17 protein-coding genes and 1 pseudogene are annotated in these 19,561 nt (G+C 66.6%); 4 read left to right on the forward strand and 14 right to left on the reverse strand.

The features are described from left to right. Positions 1-71: 71 nt before the first annotated feature. The 7 genes from ACQR1I_RS10130 to ACQR1I_RS10160 form a co-directional block, all read right to left on the reverse strand. Positions 72-1,571, reverse strand: a complete 1,500-nt coding sequence (locus tag ACQR1I_RS10130; RefSeq protein ID WP_434864473.1) for a tripartite tricarboxylate transporter permease — start codon at positions 1,569-1,571, stop codon at positions 72-74. After that, positions 1,571-2,062, reverse strand: coding sequence for a tripartite tricarboxylate transporter TctB family protein (locus ACQR1I_RS10135; protein ID WP_434864474.1), 492 nt, complete (start codon positions 2,060-2,062; stop codon positions 1,571-1,573). The genes ACQR1I_RS10130 and ACQR1I_RS10135 overlap by 1 nt, the downstream gene beginning before the upstream one ends. After that, entirely contained in the window at positions 2,059-3,039 is a 981-nt protein-coding gene (locus tag ACQR1I_RS10140; protein WP_434865114.1) for a Bug family tripartite tricarboxylate transporter substrate binding protein, read from the reverse strand. The genes ACQR1I_RS10135 and ACQR1I_RS10140 overlap by 4 nt, the downstream gene beginning before the upstream one ends. Before the next feature lie 227 nt (positions 3,040-3,266). After that, on the reverse strand, positions 3,267-3,623 hold the full coding sequence (locus ACQR1I_RS10145) for a hypothetical protein (RefSeq protein ID WP_434864475.1): 357 nt from the start codon (positions 3,621-3,623) through the stop codon (positions 3,267-3,269). A 79-nt stretch (positions 3,624-3,702) separates the two neighbouring features. Then, on the reverse strand, positions 3,703-3,981 hold the full coding sequence (locus tag ACQR1I_RS10150) for a DUF3551 domain-containing protein (protein ID WP_434864476.1): 279 nt from the start codon (positions 3,979-3,981) through the stop codon (positions 3,703-3,705). 102 nt (positions 3,982-4,083) lie between these two features. Beyond that, positions 4,084-4,779, reverse strand: coding sequence for an RlmE family RNA methyltransferase (locus ACQR1I_RS10155; protein ID WP_434864477.1), 696 nt, complete (start codon positions 4,777-4,779; stop codon positions 4,084-4,086). Positions 4,780-5,017: 238 nt separating this feature from the next. After that, entirely contained in the window at positions 5,018-6,091 is a 1,074-nt protein-coding gene (locus ACQR1I_RS10160; protein ID WP_434864478.1) for a Ppx/GppA phosphatase family protein, read from the reverse strand. Between the two features lie 200 nt (positions 6,092-6,291). Between ACQR1I_RS10160 and ACQR1I_RS10165 the strand changes: the two genes are divergently transcribed. After that, positions 6,292-8,667, forward strand: a complete 2,376-nt coding sequence (locus tag ACQR1I_RS10165) for a xanthine dehydrogenase family protein molybdopterin-binding subunit (RefSeq protein ID WP_434864479.1) — start codon at positions 6,292-6,294, stop codon at positions 8,665-8,667. A gap of 420 nt (positions 8,668-9,087) precedes the next feature. Here ACQR1I_RS10165 and ACQR1I_RS10170 read toward each other — a convergent pair whose 3' ends face one another. Then, a complete protein-coding gene (locus ACQR1I_RS10170) occupies positions 9,088-9,888 on the reverse strand; it encodes a hypothetical protein (protein WP_434864480.1) in 801 nt (266 codons plus the stop codon). A 123-nt stretch (positions 9,889-10,011) separates the two neighbouring features. Between ACQR1I_RS10170 and ACQR1I_RS10175 the strand changes: the two genes are divergently transcribed. From ACQR1I_RS10175 to ACQR1I_RS10185, 3 genes are all read left to right on the forward strand, one after another. Next, positions 10,012-10,506 (forward strand): YaiI/YqxD family protein, encoded by a 495-nt coding sequence (locus ACQR1I_RS10175; protein ID WP_434864481.1) that lies wholly within the window; start codon positions 10,012-10,014, stop codon positions 10,504-10,506. Positions 10,507-10,510: 4 nt separating this feature from the next. After that, positions 10,511-12,322 (forward strand): ABC-F family ATP-binding cassette domain-containing protein, encoded by a 1,812-nt coding sequence (locus ACQR1I_RS10180; protein ID WP_434864482.1) that lies wholly within the window; start codon positions 10,511-10,513, stop codon positions 12,320-12,322. Positions 12,323-12,462: 140 nt separating this feature from the next. After that, positions 12,463-13,542 carry a D-TA family PLP-dependent enzyme gene (locus tag ACQR1I_RS10185; RefSeq protein ID WP_434864483.1) on the forward strand — a complete coding sequence of 360 codons (1,080 nt, stop codon included), beginning with the start codon at positions 12,463-12,465 and terminating at the stop codon, positions 13,540-13,542. Between the two features lie 168 nt (positions 13,543-13,710). On the opposite strand, the gene ACQR1I_RS10190 is transcribed toward ACQR1I_RS10185, so the two are convergent. The 6 genes and pseudogenes from ACQR1I_RS10190 to mmsB form a co-directional block, all read right to left on the reverse strand. Next, positions 13,711-13,935: a hypothetical protein gene (locus ACQR1I_RS10190; RefSeq protein ID WP_434864484.1), complete on the reverse strand. Its 225-nt coding sequence runs from the start codon at positions 13,933-13,935 to the stop codon at positions 13,711-13,713. A gap of 56 nt (positions 13,936-13,991) precedes the next feature. Further along, entirely contained in the window at positions 13,992-15,224 is a 1,233-nt protein-coding gene (locus tag ACQR1I_RS10195) for a TIGR03862 family flavoprotein (protein ID WP_434864485.1), read from the reverse strand. Between the two features lie 154 nt (positions 15,225-15,378). Continuing rightward, entirely contained in the window at positions 15,379-16,296 is a 918-nt protein-coding gene (locus ACQR1I_RS10200; protein ID WP_434864486.1) for an SDR family NAD(P)-dependent oxidoreductase, read from the reverse strand. A gap of 135 nt (positions 16,297-16,431) precedes the next feature. Continuing rightward, complete coding sequence (locus ACQR1I_RS10205; protein WP_434864487.1) at positions 16,432-16,908, reverse strand: MaoC family dehydratase; 477 nt, start codon at positions 16,906-16,908, stop codon at positions 16,432-16,434. Between the two features lie 6 nt (positions 16,909-16,914). Beyond that, positions 16,915-18,645, reverse strand: coding sequence for an AMP-binding protein (locus ACQR1I_RS10210; RefSeq protein WP_434864488.1), 1,731 nt, complete (start codon positions 18,643-18,645; stop codon positions 16,915-16,917). Further along, positions 18,645-19,550: pseudogene (gene mmsB / locus ACQR1I_RS10215) on the reverse strand (3-hydroxyisobutyrate dehydrogenase); the annotation flags it as partial. The pseudogene mmsB and the gene ACQR1I_RS10210, both read right to left, overlap by 1 nt. Positions 19,551-19,561 lie beyond the last annotated feature (11 nt).

The raw sequence follows: 19,561 nt of genomic DNA on the forward strand, positions 1-19,561 counted from the left end.
CGATCTCAGCCACTCCTCCCGGTCACGTTATGTTGCAGTGCGATCGCGGCATTCCCGCTTGCGCGCCACACTCAATCCTCATTCGCCTTGAAGCGCCCGAGTCCTTTCAAGATGAACGGCGCGATCAGCGCGATCAGCGCAACGACCAGCAGCGTCGCGGAGATCGGAGACTGCAGCAGCGTCATCGGATCGCCGAGGCTGATGGCGAGCGCGCGCCGCAGCTGGCTCTCGGCGATCGGCCCGAGGATCAGCCCGACGACGACGGGCGCGATCGGAAAGTCGAAGCGCCGCATCAGGAAGCCGAGCACGCCGAAGCCGGCCAGCATCGACAGCTCCACCACCGACGGCTTCGCAGCGATCGTGCCCATGGTCGCGAACACGAGGATGCCGGCATAGAGCCAAGGAGTCGGGATCTTCAGCAACCGCACCCACAGACCGATCAGCGGCAGGTTCAGCACCAGCAGCATCGTATTGGCGATGAACAGGCTTGCGATCAGACCCCAGACGAGATCGGGGCGCTCGGCAAACAGCAGCGGCCCCGGATTGAGGCCGTATTGCTGGAAGCCGGCGAGCATCATCGCTGCCGTCGCCGAGGTCGGCAGGCCGAGCGTGAGCAGCGGCACCAAGGTGCCCGCGGCGGATGCGTTGTTGGCTGCCTCCGGTCCGGCCACGCCTTCGATCGCGCCCTTGCCGAATTCGTCGGGATATTTGGTCAGCCGACGCTCGGTCGAATACGACAGGAAGGTCGGAATCTCCGCGCCGCCCGCAGGCAGCGCGCCGATCGGGAAGCCGAACATGGTGCCGCGCAGCCATGGCTTCCACGACCGCTTCCAGTCGTCGCGCGTCATCCACAGCGAGCCCTTGATGGCCTCGATCTTCTCCTCGGTATGATGCCGGCGCGAGGCGACGTAGAGCGCCTCGCCGACGGCGAACAGGCCGACCGCGAGCGTCGTCACCTCGACGCCGTCGAGCAGTTCGGGCACCCCGAAGGCGAGCCGCGCCTGACCAGTGAGCTTGTCGATGCCGATCAAGCCGAGCGTCAGCCCGATGAACAGGCTGGTGAGGCCGCGGATCGGCGAGTCGCCGAAGGTCGCCGACACGGTGACGAAGGCGACGCACATCAGCGCGAAATAGTCCTCCGGACCGAAGCGCACGGCGATGTCGACGAGGTAAGGTGACAGGAATGCGAGACCGATGGTGGCGATGGTGCCGGCAACGAACGAGCCGATCGCCGAGGTCGCCAGCGCCGGGCCGCCGCGGCCGGCCTTGGCCATCTTGTTGCCCTCGAGCGCGGTCGCCATCGAGGCGCTCTCGCCGGGCGTGTTGATCAGGATCGCCGTGGTCGATCCGCCATACATGCCGCCATAATAGATGCCGGCGAACATGATCAGCGAGCCGCCGGGATCGAGCTTGTAGGTGACCGGCAGCAGCAGCGCGACGGTGAGCGCCGGGCCAATGCCCGGCAGCACGCCGACCGCGGTGCCGAGGAACACGCCGATCAGTGCATAAAGCAAATTCATCGGCTGGGCGGCGATCACCATCCCATGCGCGAGCGCGGCGAAGGTGTCCATCAGAGCAGTCTTTCGAGCGGGCCGGCGGGGAGGCTCAAGGTGAGAAGACGGTCGAACGCCATGTAGATGAGCGTCGTCAGCACCGCGCCGATGATGAGATCGGTCGCGAAGGCGCGGCGGCCGAACGCGGCCGACGTCGTCACGAACAGCGCCGTCGTGGCCAGGATGAAGCCGCCACCGAAGCCGATGATGGCGATCAGCAGCGCCAGGCCTACCAGGATCAGCAGCACCGCGATCGGATCGGAGCTCTCGCGCGGCGGCAGATTGCCTCTGACAGCATCAATCAGGTTGGCGAGCGCAAGAATGCCGAGCCCAATCGCGATCACCACCGGCATGACCTGCGGGCCCATGCCGTACATCGTGGTCGCCTGGATCTGGTTGGCGTCGTAGACCAGCACCAGCGCGACGGCGGCCAGCAGCGCGGCGATAATGATGCCGGCCTTGTCGATGCCTCGCGCGGGGTCCTGCGTGCCGGCGCTCTCCGTCGTCATGATTTGACGAGGCCGACCGACTTCAGCACGTCGGTGACACGAACGTTCTCCTTCTTCAGGAACTCGGCGAATGTGTCACCCGGGAGATAGGAATCGTCCCAGCCCTTCTGCTTCAGGATCTCCTTCCACGCATCCGACTTCACCATCTTGTCGACGGCCTCGGCGAGCGTCTTTTTCTGCTCCGGCGTGATGCCGGGCGGTGCGACGACCGAACGCCAGTTGGCGAGCACGAGGTCGATGCCCTGCTCCTTGAAGGTCGGGATGTCGACACCGGGAACGCGGTTCTCCGAGGAGACGCCGATCGCGCGCAGCTTGCCGCTCTTGATCTGCCCGTCATACTCGGACAGGCCCGAGATGCCGGCCGTGACCTTGCCGCCGAGGATCGCCGCCAGCGATTCGCCGCCACCCGAGAACGGGATGTAGTTGACCTTTTTCGCATCGGCCCCAACGGTGCCGGCGAACAACGCCGCCATGATGTGATCGACGCCGCCGGCCGAACCGCCGGCAAAGGTGACCTTGGCGATATCGGCTTTCAGCGCCGCCGCCAGGTCCTGCGCGTTCTTGATCGGCGAATTCGCCGGCACGACGATGACCTGGATCTCCTCGGTCAGCCGCGCGATCGGCGTCACCTGATCGAGCGTCACCGGCGACTTGTTCATGGCGAGCGCGCCGACCATGACGAAGCCATTCACCATCAGCTGATTGCCGTCACCCTTGGCGCCGTTGACGAATTGCGCAATGCCCACGGTGCCGCCCGCGCCCGCCACGTTGGTGACCTGGACGCTGCGGGCCACGCCGGAAGCGACGAACGCCTGCTGCATCGCCCGTGCGGTCTGATCCCAGCCGCCACCGGGCGCCGCCGGCGCCATCACCTTGAGCTCGAGCTGCTGGGCTGCGGCCGGAGCACCGGCCAGGAACGTCGACACCAGGGTCAACGCGACGGCTGCGCCGGACAGGCGCGCACGGAACGACATCAGGGATCCCTCCACGGCCGCCACGCGGCTCTCGTTTCTTGGCTCGTCTTTGGCCTTGGCCTCCGAAAGCGATCAGCACCATGAGCGCCACGCGCAGACGGGGGTCGACGCAACCTTCGAATTCTCAAGACACTGCAAGAGCTTACAGCCGCAGCGAGGGCATTCAAGGCGACGGGGCGCGACAGGATGACGCACCCCGTCGGGGCGCGGCGCATCCAGGCTGGGTCGCCCTAACCGCAGGTCCAGACCATGCCCACCGGCGTCCTTGTCCAGCACGGGCCAAAACTGCCGCCGTTGTAATGGCCGCGGTAGAAGCCGGGCTGGCCGAAATAATGCCATTCGCCGTTATAGAGCCGGTACTTCGGTGTGCCGTCGATATACCAATGGCGGCGGCTGCCGCGTGGCCCGTTCCGCATCGCTTCCTTGTCGGCATACAGCGGCAGGCTGTTGTTGGGCGGCTGCTTGTAGCCCGGCAGGAAGCCATAGCCCTGCCAGCGCGGAACCTTGCGCTTGTGCGACGGTGCGGCGACAGCGATCGCAGGCAGCAGCAGGAACACCAGACTCCAGACGGCGAGACGCTGCGACATCAAATGGCCTCCGGATGGGAGGTTGGCTGGACAGTCCGAATGCACCCCAATCGAGGCCGCGGCGCGACCGCGCTTCGGCTCAACGGTGCCGCCGACGATAGCCAGGCGGCGGCTCCGGCGGGGCGTAAAACGGATTGACGTCGCACATCGCCGCCCGGCCCGACGCCGTGGCACGGCATTGCGGAAGCGACGTGAAGCTGCAGTCGATCCGCTCGCCGCCACCGCCAAACGTGCCGCCTTCGTAGATCTTCATGCAGACGGGATAGCGCGGATCGTAGGCCTGGGCGTGAGCCGGGGCCGATATCGTAGCGCCCACAGCCAAACCCAGCGCGAGGGCGCTCCAGCTCAGGATACGCATGCAGGACCTCCGGAATCGAGTCTCGCCGGCCCCAGGCTGATTCCCGAGACCTTGATTGCATGTGCTCTCTATCGTCAGGGCCTTGAGGCCGCAATGACGCCGTTACAACAGGTCGGCCTGCTCTCCGCCGCGGAAGCCCATCGCGAGCACGTAGCGCTCCGACGAATCCTGCCGGCTTGCAGCCGGCTTGACGTGGCGCACGCTGGCGTAATCGCGCTTCAGCTGCGCCAGCAGCTCGGCATCGGCGCCGCTCTGGAAGGTCTTGGCGAGGAAGCTGCCGCCGGGCTTGAGCACTTCGCCGGCGAAATGCGCGGCGAGTTCCACCAAGCCGACGATCCGCAGCTGGTCGGTTTTGCGGTGGCCGGTGGTGTTCGCCGCCATGTCCGACATGACGACGTCGGCGCGGCCGCCAAGCATGGCCCGGAGCTTCTCGGGCGCATCGCTGGCATGGAAATCGAGCTGGGTGAAGGTGACGCCGGGGATCTCGCCCATCTCCAGGAGATCGATCGCAACCACCTTGCCCTTGCCCGCCTCGGCGCCGACACGCCGCGCGGCGATCTGGCTCCAGCCGCCGGGCGCCGCACCGAGATCGACCACGGTCATGCCGGGCTTCAGCATGTGATATTTGTCGTCGATCTCGAGCAGCTTGTAGGTCGCGCGCGAGCGATAGCCGTCGCGCTTGGCCTGCGCCACATACGGATCGTTGAGCTGCCGCTCCAGCCAGAGCTTCGAGGACAGCTTGCGCTTGCCCGCCGTCTTGACCTGCACATGCATGCGGCCGGTGGTGTCTTTTGCCATGTGTTTCTCGGTTGTCGTGACCGGATCCCAATGACCAAGGGGCGATTGATCATCCAGGTCCGACAGCAGCTATTTGGTTCACCCTCCCCTGGAGGGGGAGGGTCGATCGGGAGCGAAGCGAGCGATCGGGGTGGGGTGAGCCACGGCAAGACTGCTCATGTGGCTCACCCCACCCCGGCTCACATTTCGCTGCGCTCAATGTGAGCCGACCCTCCCCCTCCAGGGGAGGGTGAAGAGACTACGCCGTCCTGAGTGCGCCGTCCTCGCGCATCATCTCGACCAGCATGCCTTCGCGCAGGCCTCGATCGGCGACCCGCAGCCGCGGCAGCGGGAAGGCGTCGCGGATCGCGTCGAGGATGGCGCAGCCGGCGAGCACGAGGTCGGCGCGGTCGATGCTGATGCAGTTGTTCTCGGCGCGCTGCTGATAGCTCATGGCCAGCAGCTTGGCGATCGTCGTGGTGATATCGGCATCGTTGATCCAGATGCCGTCGACGCGGCGACGGTCATAGCGCGCGAGGTTGAGATGAATGCCCGCGAGCGTCGTCACGGTGCCGGAGGTACCCAGCAGATGCATGCCGGTGAGATCGGCGCCGTGCTCAGCCGCGAACGGGCCAACATGACCGGCCACGGCCTCGACCATGGCGGCATAGATCTCCTGCGTCACGTCGCGCCCGCCGAAACGTTCCGCGAGCGTCACGACCCCGAGCGGGATCGACATCCAGGCCTTGATGCGCGGCTCGGCGTTGCGGTCGGCCGGATCACGCTCGATCCGGACCAGCTCGCTGGAGCCGCCGCCAATGTCGAACAGAATCGCGCCGTGCCCACCGGGATCGAGCAGCGGTGCACAGCCCTTGACGGCCAGCGCCGCCTCGGTCTCGCGATCGATGACCTCGAGCTCGATGCCGGTCTCGGCCGCGACCCGGCTGCGGAACCCCTCGGCATTGGTTGCCGCACGGCAGGCTTCGGTCGCGATCAGGCGCAACCGCCGCGCCTTCTTCGACTGGATCTTATCGCGACAGATGGAGAGCGCCGCGATGGCCCGATCCATCGCCGCGTCGCTGATGCAGCCGGTGGTCGAGATGCCCTCGCCCAGCCGGACAATGCGCGAGAACGAATCGACCACGCGGAAACTGTCGCCAGAGGGACAGGCGATCAGGAGCCGGCAATTGTTGGTTCCGAGATCCAGCGCCGCATACACGCTGCTGCCATTGCTGGCGCAGGCCGGTGTCGCGACGTCCAGACCCGGATGCAGGCCGGGCTCCAGGTTCCCGCGCGGCGTGGGATTCTCCCGCAGCCGCGTGTCATTGATCATTCAAATGTCTTTCCGCTGGCCGAACCGGCCCAGGAGGAAGTTCTCTTTCCCTAGACATTATCAGTGGATAGCGCCGGCGCAACAGCCCCTCGATCAGGCGTGATGCACCATTCCTAATCAACCGTTGTCCGGCCGCGGGCCCTGCACTATCTGGGAACAGCCCGCATTTGCGACCAATCCAGCTCCCCAGGTCCTTATCCATGCAAGATCACACCGCTCCGGCCGCCCTTGAAAACGCGATTGCGCTGCAGAAATTCGGCGTCGGGCAGCCGGTCCGGCGCAAGGAGGACGACACGCTGGTGCGTGGGCACGGCAAATATACCGATGATTTCAACCTGCCCGGACAGGCGCATGCCTGGATCGTGCGCTCCAGCCATGCCCACGGCATCATCAAGGGCATCGACACCGCGGCCGCCAAGGCGATGCCGGGCGTGCTCGGCGTGTGGACCGGGGTTGATCTCGCGGCGGCCGCCTACGGTCCGTTCACCTGCGGTCTGCCGCTGAAGAGCCGGGACGGCTCGCCGCTGCTGCAGACGAACAGGGGTGCGCTTTCGACCGACAAGGTGCGCTTCGTCGGAGACCCCGTTGCGTTCGTGGTGGCGGAAACCGCGGCGCAGGCCCGCGACGCGGCCGAGGCCGTCGAGCTGGACATCGAGCCGCTGCCCGCGGTGACCAATGCCGAGGAAGCGGCCAAGCCAGGCGCGCCCCAGCTCTATGACCACATCCCGAACAACGTCGCGCTCGACTATCATTATGGCGACACCGCCAGGATCGACGAGGCCTTCGCCAAGGCGGCGCACGTCACCAAGCTCGACATCGTCAACACCCGCGTTGCCGTGGTGTCGATGGAGCCGCGCGTCGCGCTCGCCGCGTTCGACGGCAAGAGCGAGCGGTTCACCTTGCAGGTGCCGACGCAGGGCGTGTCCGGCAACAAGGCGACGCTGGCGAAAATCCTCAACGTCGCGCCGGAGAAGGTCCGCATCGTCACCACCAATGTCGGTGGCTCGTTCGGGATGAAGAACGTCTCCTATCCCGAATATGTCTGCATCCTGCACGCCGCCAAGCAGCTCGGCCGTCCGGTGAAGTGGCGCGACGAGCGCACCACCGCGTTCCTGTCGGACAGCCAGGGCCGCGACCAGATCATCCATGGCGAGCTGGCACTCGACTCCGACGGCAAGTTCCTTGCCGTGCGCTTGTCCGGCTACGGCAATCTCGGCGCCTACATCATGGGCGTGGCGCCGCTGCCGCTGTCGCTCAACACGGGCAAGAACCTCGCCAGCGTCTACAAGACGCCGCTGCTCGGCGTCGACATCAAGACGGTGCTGACCAACGTCACCTTGATGGGCGCCTATCGCGGCGCCGGCCGGCCGGAGGCGAACTTCTTCATGGAGCGCCTGATCGACACGGCCGCGCGCGAGATGGGCATCGACCGCCTCACCATCCGCAAGCGCAACTTCATCAAGCCGAGTCAGATGCCATTCCCGGCGGCCTCGGGCGTCACCTACGATTCCGGCGACTTCGCCGCCGTGTTCGAGAAGGCGCTGCAGGTCTCGGACTACGCCGGCTTCGCCAAGCGCAAGCGCGAGAGCCGCAAGAATGGCAAGCTGCGCGGCATCGCCGTCGGCTCCTATCTCGAGGTCACCGCGCCGCCGTCGGGCGAGCTCGGCAAGATCACCTTCGATGCCGATGGCGGCGTGACCCTGACCACAGGCACGCTGGATTACGGCCAGGGCCACGCAACTCCGTTCTCGCAGGTGCTGTCGGCGCAGCTCGGCGTGCCCTTCGAGAAGATCCGGCTGGAGCAGAGCGACTCCGATCTGGTCCGCTTCGGCAACGGCACCGGCGGCTCGCGCTCGATCACCGCGACCGGCCAGGCCATCGTCGAATCCTCGCAACTCGTCATCGCCAAGGGCAAGCAGGCGGCCGCGCATCTGCTGGAAGCATCGGAGGCGGACATCGAGTTCGCAGGCGGCCAGTTCACCATCGCCGGCACCGACCGCAGCATCGACATCATGGAGCTGGCGCAGCGCCTGCGCGAGGGCAAGATGCCCGAGGGCGTGCCGGCCTCGCTCGACGTCGATCACAACTCGACGGTGACCGAGTCGACCTTCCCGAACGGCTGTCACGTCTGCGAGGTCGAGATCGAGCCGGACACCGGCGTCGCCCACATCACGGCCTACACTGCGATCAACGACTTCGGCACGGTCATCAACCCGATGATTGTCGCCGGACAGCTGCATGGCGGCGTCGCGCAAGGCATCGGCCAGGCGATGATGGAGCACCTGCGCTACGATGAGAGCGGCCAGCCGATCACGGGCTCGCTGATGGACTACGCCCTGCCGCGCGCCTCCGACGTGCCGATGATGACGGTCGACAATCATCCGGTGCCCGCCAAGAGCAATCCGCTGGGCACCAAGGGCTGCGGCGAAGCCGGCTGCGCAGGGTCGATGGCGAGCGTGATCAACGCGGTCATCGACGCGCTGTCTGACTACGGCGTCAAGCACCTGGACATGCCGCTGACGGCGGAAAAACTCTGGCGCGCGATCCAGGACGGCAAGGCGAAGACGGCGGCGTGAGATACGCTGCCAAGTCGTGCGGAGCTCAGTCGATGCCCCGCTCTCTCCTCCGTCATGGCCGGGCTTGACCCGGCCATCCGCGAGCCTCGAGCGAGGAAAGACGTGGATGCCCGGGACAAGCCCGGGCATGACGACTGATTGTTGAAAGACGGCGTCATTGCGAGCGCAGCGAAGCAATCCAGAGTCCCGCCCACCACACTGGATTGCTTCGCTGCGCTCGCAATGACGGAGTGTTGGGCAGGCGGCTTGCCCCAAACTCCGCTGTCATCGTCCGCGCAGGCGGACGATCCAGTACGCCGAGGCTGTTGTTGAGCCGAGAGGCCGCGGCGTACTGGATGCCCGCCTGCGCGGGCATGACAGCGTTATTCGGAGAGGCGGCGTGCCTTTTTGCCCAAGCCCATCGCCCCTCGAAGCCATCGGCTAAGCCGCCGCCTCCGCACGCGGCTGATAGATCGCGACGTGATGGCACCGCGCCAGCGGCCGATCGCCGTTCGCCACCACCAGTGCGTCGATCTCGACGAAGCGATGGCCCTTCTTCTCGTAGTTGGCGACCACGCGGCCGCGTGCCGTGATCTCGTCGGTGTCGGCGATCACTGACAAGAGCTGCATCCGGCTGCCGACGTGAATCCAGGGGCCGAGCACGACGTTGTCGACCAGGAGCCGGTTCATCACCCGCTGCAGCATGCCGGGATGGCCGACGTGCTCGTTCGCGTAGATCGGATCGCGCTCGCGGATCTCATCGAGATACATCGTGGCCGCCGGCCCCGGCCAGGCGCGCGGCGCGGTGCCGAGCCAGCTGCCGACCGCGAACGAGTCTGCGCCGATGGGCGGACGCACCGTTGCGGGAGGAACATCGCGATAATCCGCGAGCGTCACCTTCGGCACCGCCGCCGGCAGCGACGCGGAGCCTGTGGCGCAGAGCTGGCCCTGGCTCATCACTTCCAGTGCGAGGCCATCGGCGGTCTCCTGCGCGACGACCTCGGCCATCTCGCCGTCATAGACCGGCTTGATGAACCGCGCCTCGATCAGACCGCGTTCCAGGAAAGCCCGGCCCCAATGCGCGACCGGCTGATGCAGCATGTAAGCGAGCACCTCGACGCCGGGCACGAGGCCGCCGGCGAAGCCGAAGCGGCGGGCGACGCTGTCGTCGTGCATCTTGTTCTCGGACTGCTTGGCCGTGTTGAACGCCTCGACCGCGTAAGGCGCGAGTTCGCCTGCCATCCTTGCCTCCCTTTGACCCTTTTCGGCGATGGTAGCGGCCGGAAAGGCCCTGGCAAGCACAGCGTTTGGCTCGCAATTCCCGGCTCGATGGGGTACCAACCGGCCATTCCGACAGAAGGCCCGATGACGACCGAAACCGCCCCTTTCCGCATCTTTGTCGACGCCGACGCTTGCCCGGTGAAGGACGAGATCTATCGCGTCGCGATCCGCCACAGCCTGCCGGTGATCGTGGTGGCCGGCGGCTTCATCCGCGTGCCCGATGATCCCCTGATCACGCGCATCGCGGCCGGCAGCGGCATGGACGCGGCCGACGACTGGATCGCGGAGCGAACCGGCCCGGACGACGTCGTCATCACCGCGGACATTCCGCTGGCGAGCCGCTGCGTCAAGGCCGGCAGCGCGGTCCTCGCGCCGAACGGCAAGCCGTTCACCGAGGAATCCATCGGTATGACCTTGGCCGTGCGCAATTTGATGACCGACCTGCGCTCGTCCGGCGAGGTCACCGGCGGCCCGCGCTCGTTCACGCCGCGCGACCGCTCCACCTTTCTTTCCGCCCTCGATACGGCGATCCGCCGCCTGCAGCGCCAGCGCGCGGCGCGGGTCCAGCAACAGAGCTAGCAACATGGCGCCGCCCCTCATTCAACTCAAAGACATCCGCCTGACCTTCGGCGGTACCGCCCTGCTCTCGGGCGTCGAGCTGTCGGTCTCGCCCGGCGAGCGCGTCTGCCTGATCGGCCGCAACGGCTCCGGCAAGTCGACGCTCTTGAAGATCGCCGCGGGCCTGGTCGAGTGCGACAGCGGCACGCGCTTCGTGCAGCCCGGCGCCACCGTGCGCTATCTGCCGCAGGAACCGGATTTTTCGGGCCATGCGACCACGCTGTCCTACGTCGAGGCCGGGCTCGGGCCGGGCGACGATCACTACCAGGCACGCTATCTCGTCGAGCAGCTTGGGCTGACCGGCGAGGAGGATCCTGCGCACGTCTCGGGCGGTGAGGCACGCCGTGCGGCGCTGGCGCGCGTGCTCGCGCCAAATCCGGACATCCTGCTGCTGGACGAGCCGACCAACCATCTCGATCTCACCACCATCGAATGGCTGGAGAACGAGCTCGACGGCCGCCGCTGCGCGCTGGTGCTGATCAGCCATGATCGCCGTTTCCTCACCAATCTCTCGCGCGCCACTGCCTGGCTCGACCGCGGCCAGATCAAGCAGATCGACCGCGGCTTCGCCGGCTTCGAGGCGTGGCGCGACGAAGTGCTGGCGGAGGAGGAGCGCGAGCAGCACAAGCTCGACCGCAAGATCGTCAACGAGGAGCACTGGCTGCGCTACGGCGTGTCCGGTCGGCGCAAGCGCAACGTCAAGCGGCTCGCCAATCTGCATGCGCTGCGCCAGCAGCGCCGCGACTATCGCGGCACCGCCGGCAGCGCCAATTTGGCTGCGGCCGAGGCCGACAAGTCCGGCAAGCTGGTGATCGAGGCCAAGGGCGCGTCGAAGAGTTATGGCGATCGCAAGATCGTCGACAATTTCTCCATCCGCATCCAGCGCGGCGACCGCATCGGCATCGTCGGCCCGAACGGCGCCGGCAAGACCACGCTGGTTAATCTGCTCACCGGCGGCAGCGAGCCGGACAGCGGTAGCATCCGGCTCGGCGTCAATCTGGAGACAGCGACGCTCGACCAGCATCGCGAGAGCCTCGATCCCAGAACGACTCTCGCTGAGGCCCTGACGGGCGGCCGCGGCGACCACGTCATGGTGGCCGGCAAGCCGAAGCACGTCGTTGGCTACATGGAGGATTTTCTGTTCTCGCGCGAGCAGATGCGCACGCCGCTGGAAGTGCTCTCCGGCGGCGAACGCGGCCGGCTGATGCTGGCGCGCGCGCTGGCCAAGCCGTCGAACCTCCTGGTGCTGGACGAGCCGACCAACGATCTCGACCTGGAAACGCTTGACGTGCTCGAGGACATGCTCGGCGACTACGAGGGCACGGTGATCCTGATCAGCCACGACCGCGACTTCCTCGACCGCGTCGTCACCTCGGTGATCGTGCCCGAAGGCAACGGCAAGTGGCAGGAATATGCCGGCGGCTACAGCGACATGCTGGTGCAGCGCGGCGCCGATTTGAAGCGCGAGCACGCAAAGGCGGCTGAAGAAAAGAAGGAAGCAAAGCCGGCCGCGGCAGCGACGACGAGCGCGCCGAAGCGCAAGCTGTCCTTCAACGAGAAGCATGCGCTGGAGACGTTGCCGAAGACGATCGCCAAGCTGCAAGGAGAGATCGCCAAGCAGCAGGCCGTACTCGCCGACCCCGCGCTGTATTCAAAGGACCGCAAAAAGTTCGACGCCGCCTCCCTCGCGATCGCCACAGCACAGGCCGAACTGACCGCAGCCGAGGATCGCTGGCTGGAGCTCGAAGTCCTGCGCGAGGAGATCGAGGGCGGATGACGGTGCCGTAGGGTGGGCAAAGGCGCGCCAGCGCCGTGCCCCCCGCAACCTTACGCAACAGAAGATGGTGGGCACGCTTCGCTTTGCCCATCCTACGTTCGATGGCACACGGTGACACCGTTGATGATGGAGCAAATGACATGACCACGCCGCTCGCTGCCAAGATCGCCCGGGAGTACGGCACGCCCTGCGCCGTCATCGACATGGACAAGGTCGAGCGCAACATCGCGCGGATCCAGGCGCAATGCGCCGCTGCCGGCGTCGCCAACCGGCCGCACATCAAGACGCACAAGAGCCCGGTGCTGGCCAAGCTGCAGATCGAGGCCGGCGCGCAGGGCATCACCTGCCAGAAGATCGGCGAGGCCGAGATCATGGCGGATGCCGGCATCAGCAATATCCTGATCAGCTACAATCTGATCGGCGAGGAGAAGATGGCGCGCCTCGCCGCACTACAGGCCAAGGCCGACATGACCGTCGCCGCCGACAACGCAACCGTCATTGCCGGCCTGCCGCAGGCCGCGAAGCAGTCGGGCCGCACGCTCTCCGTCGTGGTCGAATGCGACACCGGCCGCAAGCGCGCCGGCGTCGAGACGCCGGCCGAGGCGATCCAGCTCGCGCGCCAGATCAAGGCCAGCGAAGGCCTGCGCTTCGCCGGCTTCATGCTGTACCCGACCGAGTCCGGCTGGGACGATGCGCAGCGCTTCTACGACGAGGCGCTGGCCGGCGTCCGCGCCGAGGGGCTGGAGGCGGCCATCGTCTCGACCGGCGGCTCGCCGAACCTGAAGAACCTCGGCAAGCTCAAGGGCGCCACCGAGCACCGCCCCGGCACCTATATCTACAACGACCGCATGCAGGTCGCCGCCGGCGTCGCCACCTGGGACGATTGCGCGCTGCATATCTACTCGACCGTCGTCAGCCGCGCCGCCCCCGAGCGCGGCATCCTCGATGCCGGCTCCAAGACGCTGACCACCGACACCGGCGGCCTCGACGGCCACGGCCTGATCCTGGAGCATCCGGAGGCGAAGATCGCCCGCTTCGCCGAGGAGCACGGCTTCCTCGACCTCTCCCGCAGCAACACCCGCCCCAATGTCGGCGACGTCGTCCGCATCGTCCCCAACCACGTCTGCGTCGTCGTCAACATGATGGACGAGGTGGTGATGGTGCGCGGAGATGAAATTCTCGGCACGCTGCCGGTCGCGGCGCGCGGCAAGCTGCGGTAGGGAGTTGGCGAGTGGCGTCCGCTCGCAATGACGACAAAGAAGTAGGGTGGGCAAAGACGCGCACGCGGCAACGCCGCGTCGCATGGTGCCCACCGCGGTCGACGCAAGAGCGGATGGTGGGCACGCTGCCGCCCTGCGGGCGGCTGCTTTGCCCACCCTACCGATCCGCTACGAGGCGAGCCGCCACTCTTCCATCGAGTTGTAGGTTGTGGTTTCCGGCCAGCGCGGACCGTCCTCGCGACGTCCGGTCCAAGTCAGATGGATGTGGGCGACGCGCCCGTCATTCAACAAGCCGAGCACATCGTCGCAATCGTCACGCTTGGCGATGATCCGGACCGATAGCTTTGCGAGCACATGCTGCGGAGAAAGCTCGCGCGCGAGCTCGGCTTCCAATGCCGCGCGAAGTTGATCATCTGTGAGCAAGTACCAGGGCTCGGGAAGCTATACGCTCAACTGATGGTGTTCAGCCATCTCAGCGCCCCCTTCCCCGCTGCCACGCCGGTCGCGAACGACGCCTGCAGCAGATAGCCGCCGGTCGGCGCTTCCCAGTCCAGCATTTCTCCCGCGGCGAACACGCCGGGCAGCCGTTGCAACATGTAGTTCTCGTCGAGCTCGCTTTGCGCGATGCCGCCAGCGCTGGAGATGGCGCGGGCGAGCCCGGCCGTCCCCGTCAGTCTGATTGGGACGGCGTTGATCAGCGCCGCAAGCCGATCCGGCGACAGCGACGACAGCGACAGGCCTTGGGTCTTCGCCACCTCCTGCAAAAGCCCAATCGCGACCGGGGACAATTGCAACGCCTTGCGCAGCACGTTCGAGAACGACTGCTTGCCGCGCGGAACTGATAGCTTCTTGATCAGATCAGCGGTCTCGACATCAGGCCGCAACGCGATGTGCAGGACCGCCTCGCCATGCAGTGCGATCGCCTCGCGCAATTCGGCCGACAGCGCATAGACCGCGCCGCCCTCGATACCGTCGCGCGTGACGACCGCCTCGCCGCGCACGCTGCGGTCGCCGAAGGACAGCGCGATGCCTTTCAGCGGCTGGCCCTCGAAGCGGTCGCGGAAGATGTCGGACCAGGAGACCTTGAAGCCGCAATTGGCGGGGCGCAGCGGCGCGATCGCGACGCCCTTTGCCGTGAGGATCGGCACCCAGCCGCCATCCGAGCCGAGCCGCGGCCAAGAGGCGCCGCCGAGCGCGAGGACCGCCGCATCGGCTGCGACGGTGCGCGGACCGCCTAGCGTGTCAAAGTTGAGACGTCCCTGATCGTCCCAGCCACTCCAGCGATGCCGCAGCTCGAAGCGTACGCCCTGCGCAGCGAGCCGGCGCAGCCAGGCGCGCAGCAACGGCGAGGCCTTCATCGCGACCGGAAACACGCGACCGGAGGAGCCGACAAAGGTCGGCTGCCCCAGCGCCTCGCACCAGTCGCGCAGTTGTTGCGGCGAGAAGGCCTGAATCGACGGCGCCAGCCAGTCCGCAGCATCGCGATAGCGCGTCAGAAATGCAGCAAGCTCTTCACTATGCGTGAGATTGAGGCCGCCCCGTCCAGCCATCAGGAACTTGCGCGCCACCGACGGCATCGCATCATAGACTGTGACCGCGGCTCCGCCCGCGGCCAGCACCTCGGCGGCCATCAGCCCGGCCGGTCCGGCCCCGATGACCGCGATGTGCTTTGAAGAAGACATGTCGCCAATTTAAGCCACGCGGCTTACCAAGCCAAATGTCGTCATGCCCGGGCTTGACCCGGGCATCCACGCCTGTCCACCCGGGCGGTGCCAAAGACCTGGATGGCCGGGTCAAGCCCGGCCATGACGGCGAGTGTGGAGCGGGCTTCGTGCCTTACAGCTTGATCCCCAGCCGCGCCGCGGCCTGCGACACGTATTTCTGCGTCTGCTCGAACGCGCCCTGCAGCGCCCGCGCCTTCGACATGTCGCTGATCTCGGCGAAATGTGCCGCGACGGCGTCCGGCGTCCACTCCTCCTGCGGCAGGTTGATGCCCTCGCTCTCCAGGATCCTGATCACCGCGAACGAGCCGGCGCCGGCGCCCATGATTGTGCGGGTCGGCGCATCCTCACTCAGCAGGTACTCCACCGCCGGCGTGATCGATTCCGGCTTCATCAGCTGCAGCGCCTGCGGCGGCAGCAGCTCCTCGGTCATGCGGGTGGCCGCGGTCGGCGAGATGATGTTGACGCGGATGTTGGTCTTGCGCCCCTCCTCCGCCAGCACGTTCATCAGGCCGACCATGCCGGTCTTCGCCGCGCCATAGTTGGCCTGGCCGAAATTGCCGAACAGGCCAGACGACGACGTCGTCAGGACGATGCGGCCGTAATTGCGCTCGCGCATGCCGTTCCACACCGCCTTGCAGCAGTAGAAGCTGCCGACCAGGTGCACGTCCAGCACCTTGGCGAAATCGGCCACCTCCATCTTTGCGAACGACTTGTCTCTGAGGATGCCGGCATTGGCGCACATGATGTCGACGCTGCCCCACTCCTTGGTGGCGCGCTCGACCATCGCGGTGACCTGCTCGAAATTCGAGACGTCGGCGCCGTCGGCCATTGCGGTCCCGCCCGCCTTGCGGATCTCCTCGACCACCGTCTCAGCTGCCGTCATCGAGCCGCCGGTGCCATCGCGCGCGCCGCCGAAATCATTGACCACGACCTTGGCGCCGCGGCTCGCCAGCCCCAGCGCATGCGCGCGCCCGAGACCATTGCCTGCGCCGGTGACGATGGCGACGCGTCCGTCGAATCTGATTGCCATGATGTTCTGCCCTACGGTTTCAGCTCGTCATGCCCGGGCTTGACCGGGGCATCCATCCACTTCGAGAGGCTCTCGGTCTTGATGGATCGCCGGGTCAAGCCCGGCGATGACGAGGGTGGGTTATGACGAAGATTGTTAGCTGAGATAGATCAATCCGATCCAGTCGGCGACCAAAGCGGGCTTGTCCTCGCCCTCGATCTCGACCGTGACATTGGTGCGCGACTGCAACTCTTTCGGCTTGCGCAAAGTGGCTTCGGCGAGCACGAAGCGGCCGCGCACGCGCTTGCCCGATTTCACCGGAGAGATGAAGCGCAGCTTGTCGAAGCCATAGTTGACACCCATCGCCGTGCCCTCGATCGCCGGCATGACCTCGTAGGACATCACCGACAGCAGTGACATCGTGAGAAAGCCGTGCGCGATGGTCGTGCCGAACGGCGTCGCCTTGGCCTGCTCGGGATCGACATGGATGAACTGATGATCCTCGATCACGTCGGCATAGGTGTCGATGCGCTGCTGATCGAGCACGTGCCATGACGACACGCCGATCTCCTGGCCGACCATGGCCTGATAGGCTGCAAGCGAAATCGGCGGCTTCTTCCAGATCTTGTTCATGCGTTCCTAAACCTCGTGCCCGGACGGCCGCGTCTTCAGCTCCGGGAAATCCTCTTCCTTGAATTCGGTACCGCGCAGGTGATCCGTGCGGTTGTCCTCGTGCTCCAGCCGGCGCAGTTGCACGCGGCGAATCTTGCCGGAGATCGTCTTCGGCAGCTCGCTGACGAGCTCGAGCCGGCGGATGCGCTTGAACGGCGCCAGCCGCGCTTGAAGATGCTCGAAGATCGACAGCGCCGTCGCGCGCGAGCGCTCGGCGCCCGCGGTCAGCAGCACGTAGGCCTTGGGAATCGCCAGCCGGATGGGATCCGGGCTCGGCACGACGGCGGCTTCGGCGACCGCCTCGTGCTCCAGCAGCACGCTCTCCAGCTCGAACGGCGAGATGCGGTAGTCGGACGATTTGAACACGTCGTCGGAGCGGCCGACGAAGGTGAGATAGCCCTGCTCGTCCTGGAACACGACGTCGCCGGTGCGATAGCGCGGGCCGTCGGCGCCTGTGAGCTTGCCGTCGTCGCCCTGATAGCCCTGCATCAGCCCAGCGGGACGCTCACCTGACAGCGACAGCGTGATCTCGCCTTCACTGGCGGGATTGCCATCGATGTCGGTGACCTCGACGCGATAGCCCGGCAGCGGCCGTCCCATGGAGCCGATCTTCAGCGTCTGGCCCGGCGAATTGCCGACGATGGCGGCGGTTTCGGTCTGGCCGTAGCCGTCGCGGATCGTCAGCCCCCAGGCGGCGCGCACCTGGTCGATCACCTCCGGGTTGAGCGGCTCGCCGGCGCCACAGGCTTCGCGCAAGAACACCTTGAAGTCGGCGAGATGCTCCTGGATGAACAGCCGCCACACCGTCGGTGGCGCGCACAATGTCGTCACCGCACAACGCTTGATGATCGCGAGCAGCCCCTTGGCGTCGAAACGCGGCTGGTTGACCACGAACACCGTGGCGCCAGCATTCCACGGCGAGAAGAAGCAGCTCCAGGCATGCTTGGCCCAGCCCGGCGAGGAGATGTTGAGATGGACGTCGCCCGGCTGCAGGCCGAGCCAGTACATCGTCGACAGATGCCCGACCGGATAGCTGCGGTGGCTGTGCCGCACCAGCTTCGGCTTGGCCGTGGTGCCCGAGGTGAAATACAGCAGCATCGGATCGTTGGGCTGCGTCGGACCGTCGGGCGTGAACGCCTCGGCGGCGTCGGCCGCCTGCTCGAATGCCCGCCAGCCGGCAGGCGCAGCCGGTGCGCCGACCACGATGCGGACGAGATCGTCGGCGCCGAGCGCAGCGAACTTCGTCACCTGATCCTGCGCCGCGACCACAGCCTTGGCGCGGCCGCGCTCCAGGCGGTCGCGCAGCTCATCGGTCGTCAGCAACGTCGTCGCTGGGATCACCACCACGCCCAGCTTCATTGCCGCCAGCATCGTCTCCCACAGCGGCACGACATTGCCCAACAGCAGCAGCAGATGATCGCCGCGCTTCAGCCCCTGCGCGCGCAGGAAGTTGGCAACCTGGTTGGAACGACGCGACAGCGCGACGAAGGACAGCTTGGTCTGGCGGTCCTGCGCGGCATCGAAGATCCACAGCGCCGTTCGCTCGCGGCTCTCAGGATCGGACGCGAGTTCGGCATCGAACCAGTCGAGCGCCCAGTTGAACGGTACCGGATCGGGCCAACGGAAGCCCTTCACGGCGGCATCGTAGTCGGTGCGATGCGCCAGCAGAAACGCGCGTGCGTCCTTGAATGTCGTCATCAGGTGGTCCCGGCGAGCTTGCGGACGTGCTGAATGATGCCTGAGAAATCGACGCCACCGTGGCCGGCGGCCTCGAACGCCTTATAGATCTCCTGCGCGTGCTGACCGAGCGGCGTGGCTGCGCCCGCCGCCTTGGCGGCGTCCTGCGATAGCGTGAGGTCCTTCAGCATCAGCGCAGTAGCGAAACCGGGCTTGTAGTCGTTGTTGGCGGGCGAGGCCGGCACCGGCCCGGGCACCGGACAATAGGACGTCAGCGACCAGCACTGTCCCGACGAGGTCGAGGCAACATCGAACAGCGCCTGGTGCGACAGGCCGAGCTTTTCGCCCAGCGCGAACGCTTCGCCGACGGCGATCATCGAGATGCCCAGGATCATGTTGTTGCAGATCTTCGCCGCCTGCCCGGCACCGGCGCCGCCGCAATGGACGATCTTCCTGCCCATCTTCTCCAGGATCGGCTTGGCCGCGGCGAACGCGCCCTCCTCGCCGCCGCACATGAAGGTGAGCGTGCCCGCCTTGGCGCCGCCGGTGCCGCCGGAGACTGGCGCATCGACGGCGGCGATGCCGTGCTTGGCCGCCAGCGCATGCGCAGCGCGCGCGCTCTCGACGTCGATGGTCGAGGAGTCGATGATCAGCGCCCCCTTCGCCATCGCAGGCACGACCTCGTTCCACACGGCGAGCACGTGCTTGCCGGCCGGCAGCATCGTGACGACGGCGTCCGCGCCCTTCACCGCGGCAACGGCACTCTCGGCGACCTCGGCGCCATCGGATTTAGCCTGCGCGCGCGAGGCCTCGACCAGATCGAACGCGACCACCTTGTGGCCGGCCTTGACCAGATTGGCCGCCATCGGGCCGCCCATGTTGCCGAGGCCGATGAATGCGATCGTTGCCATGGTTCGTTCTCTCCCTCGACCTGCGT

The sequence above is a fragment of the Bradyrhizobium sp. HKCCYLS2038 genome, from assembly GCF_051167655.1.
In the GTDB taxonomy this organism is placed as follows: Bacteria; Pseudomonadota; Alphaproteobacteria; order Rhizobiales; family Xanthobacteraceae; genus Bradyrhizobium.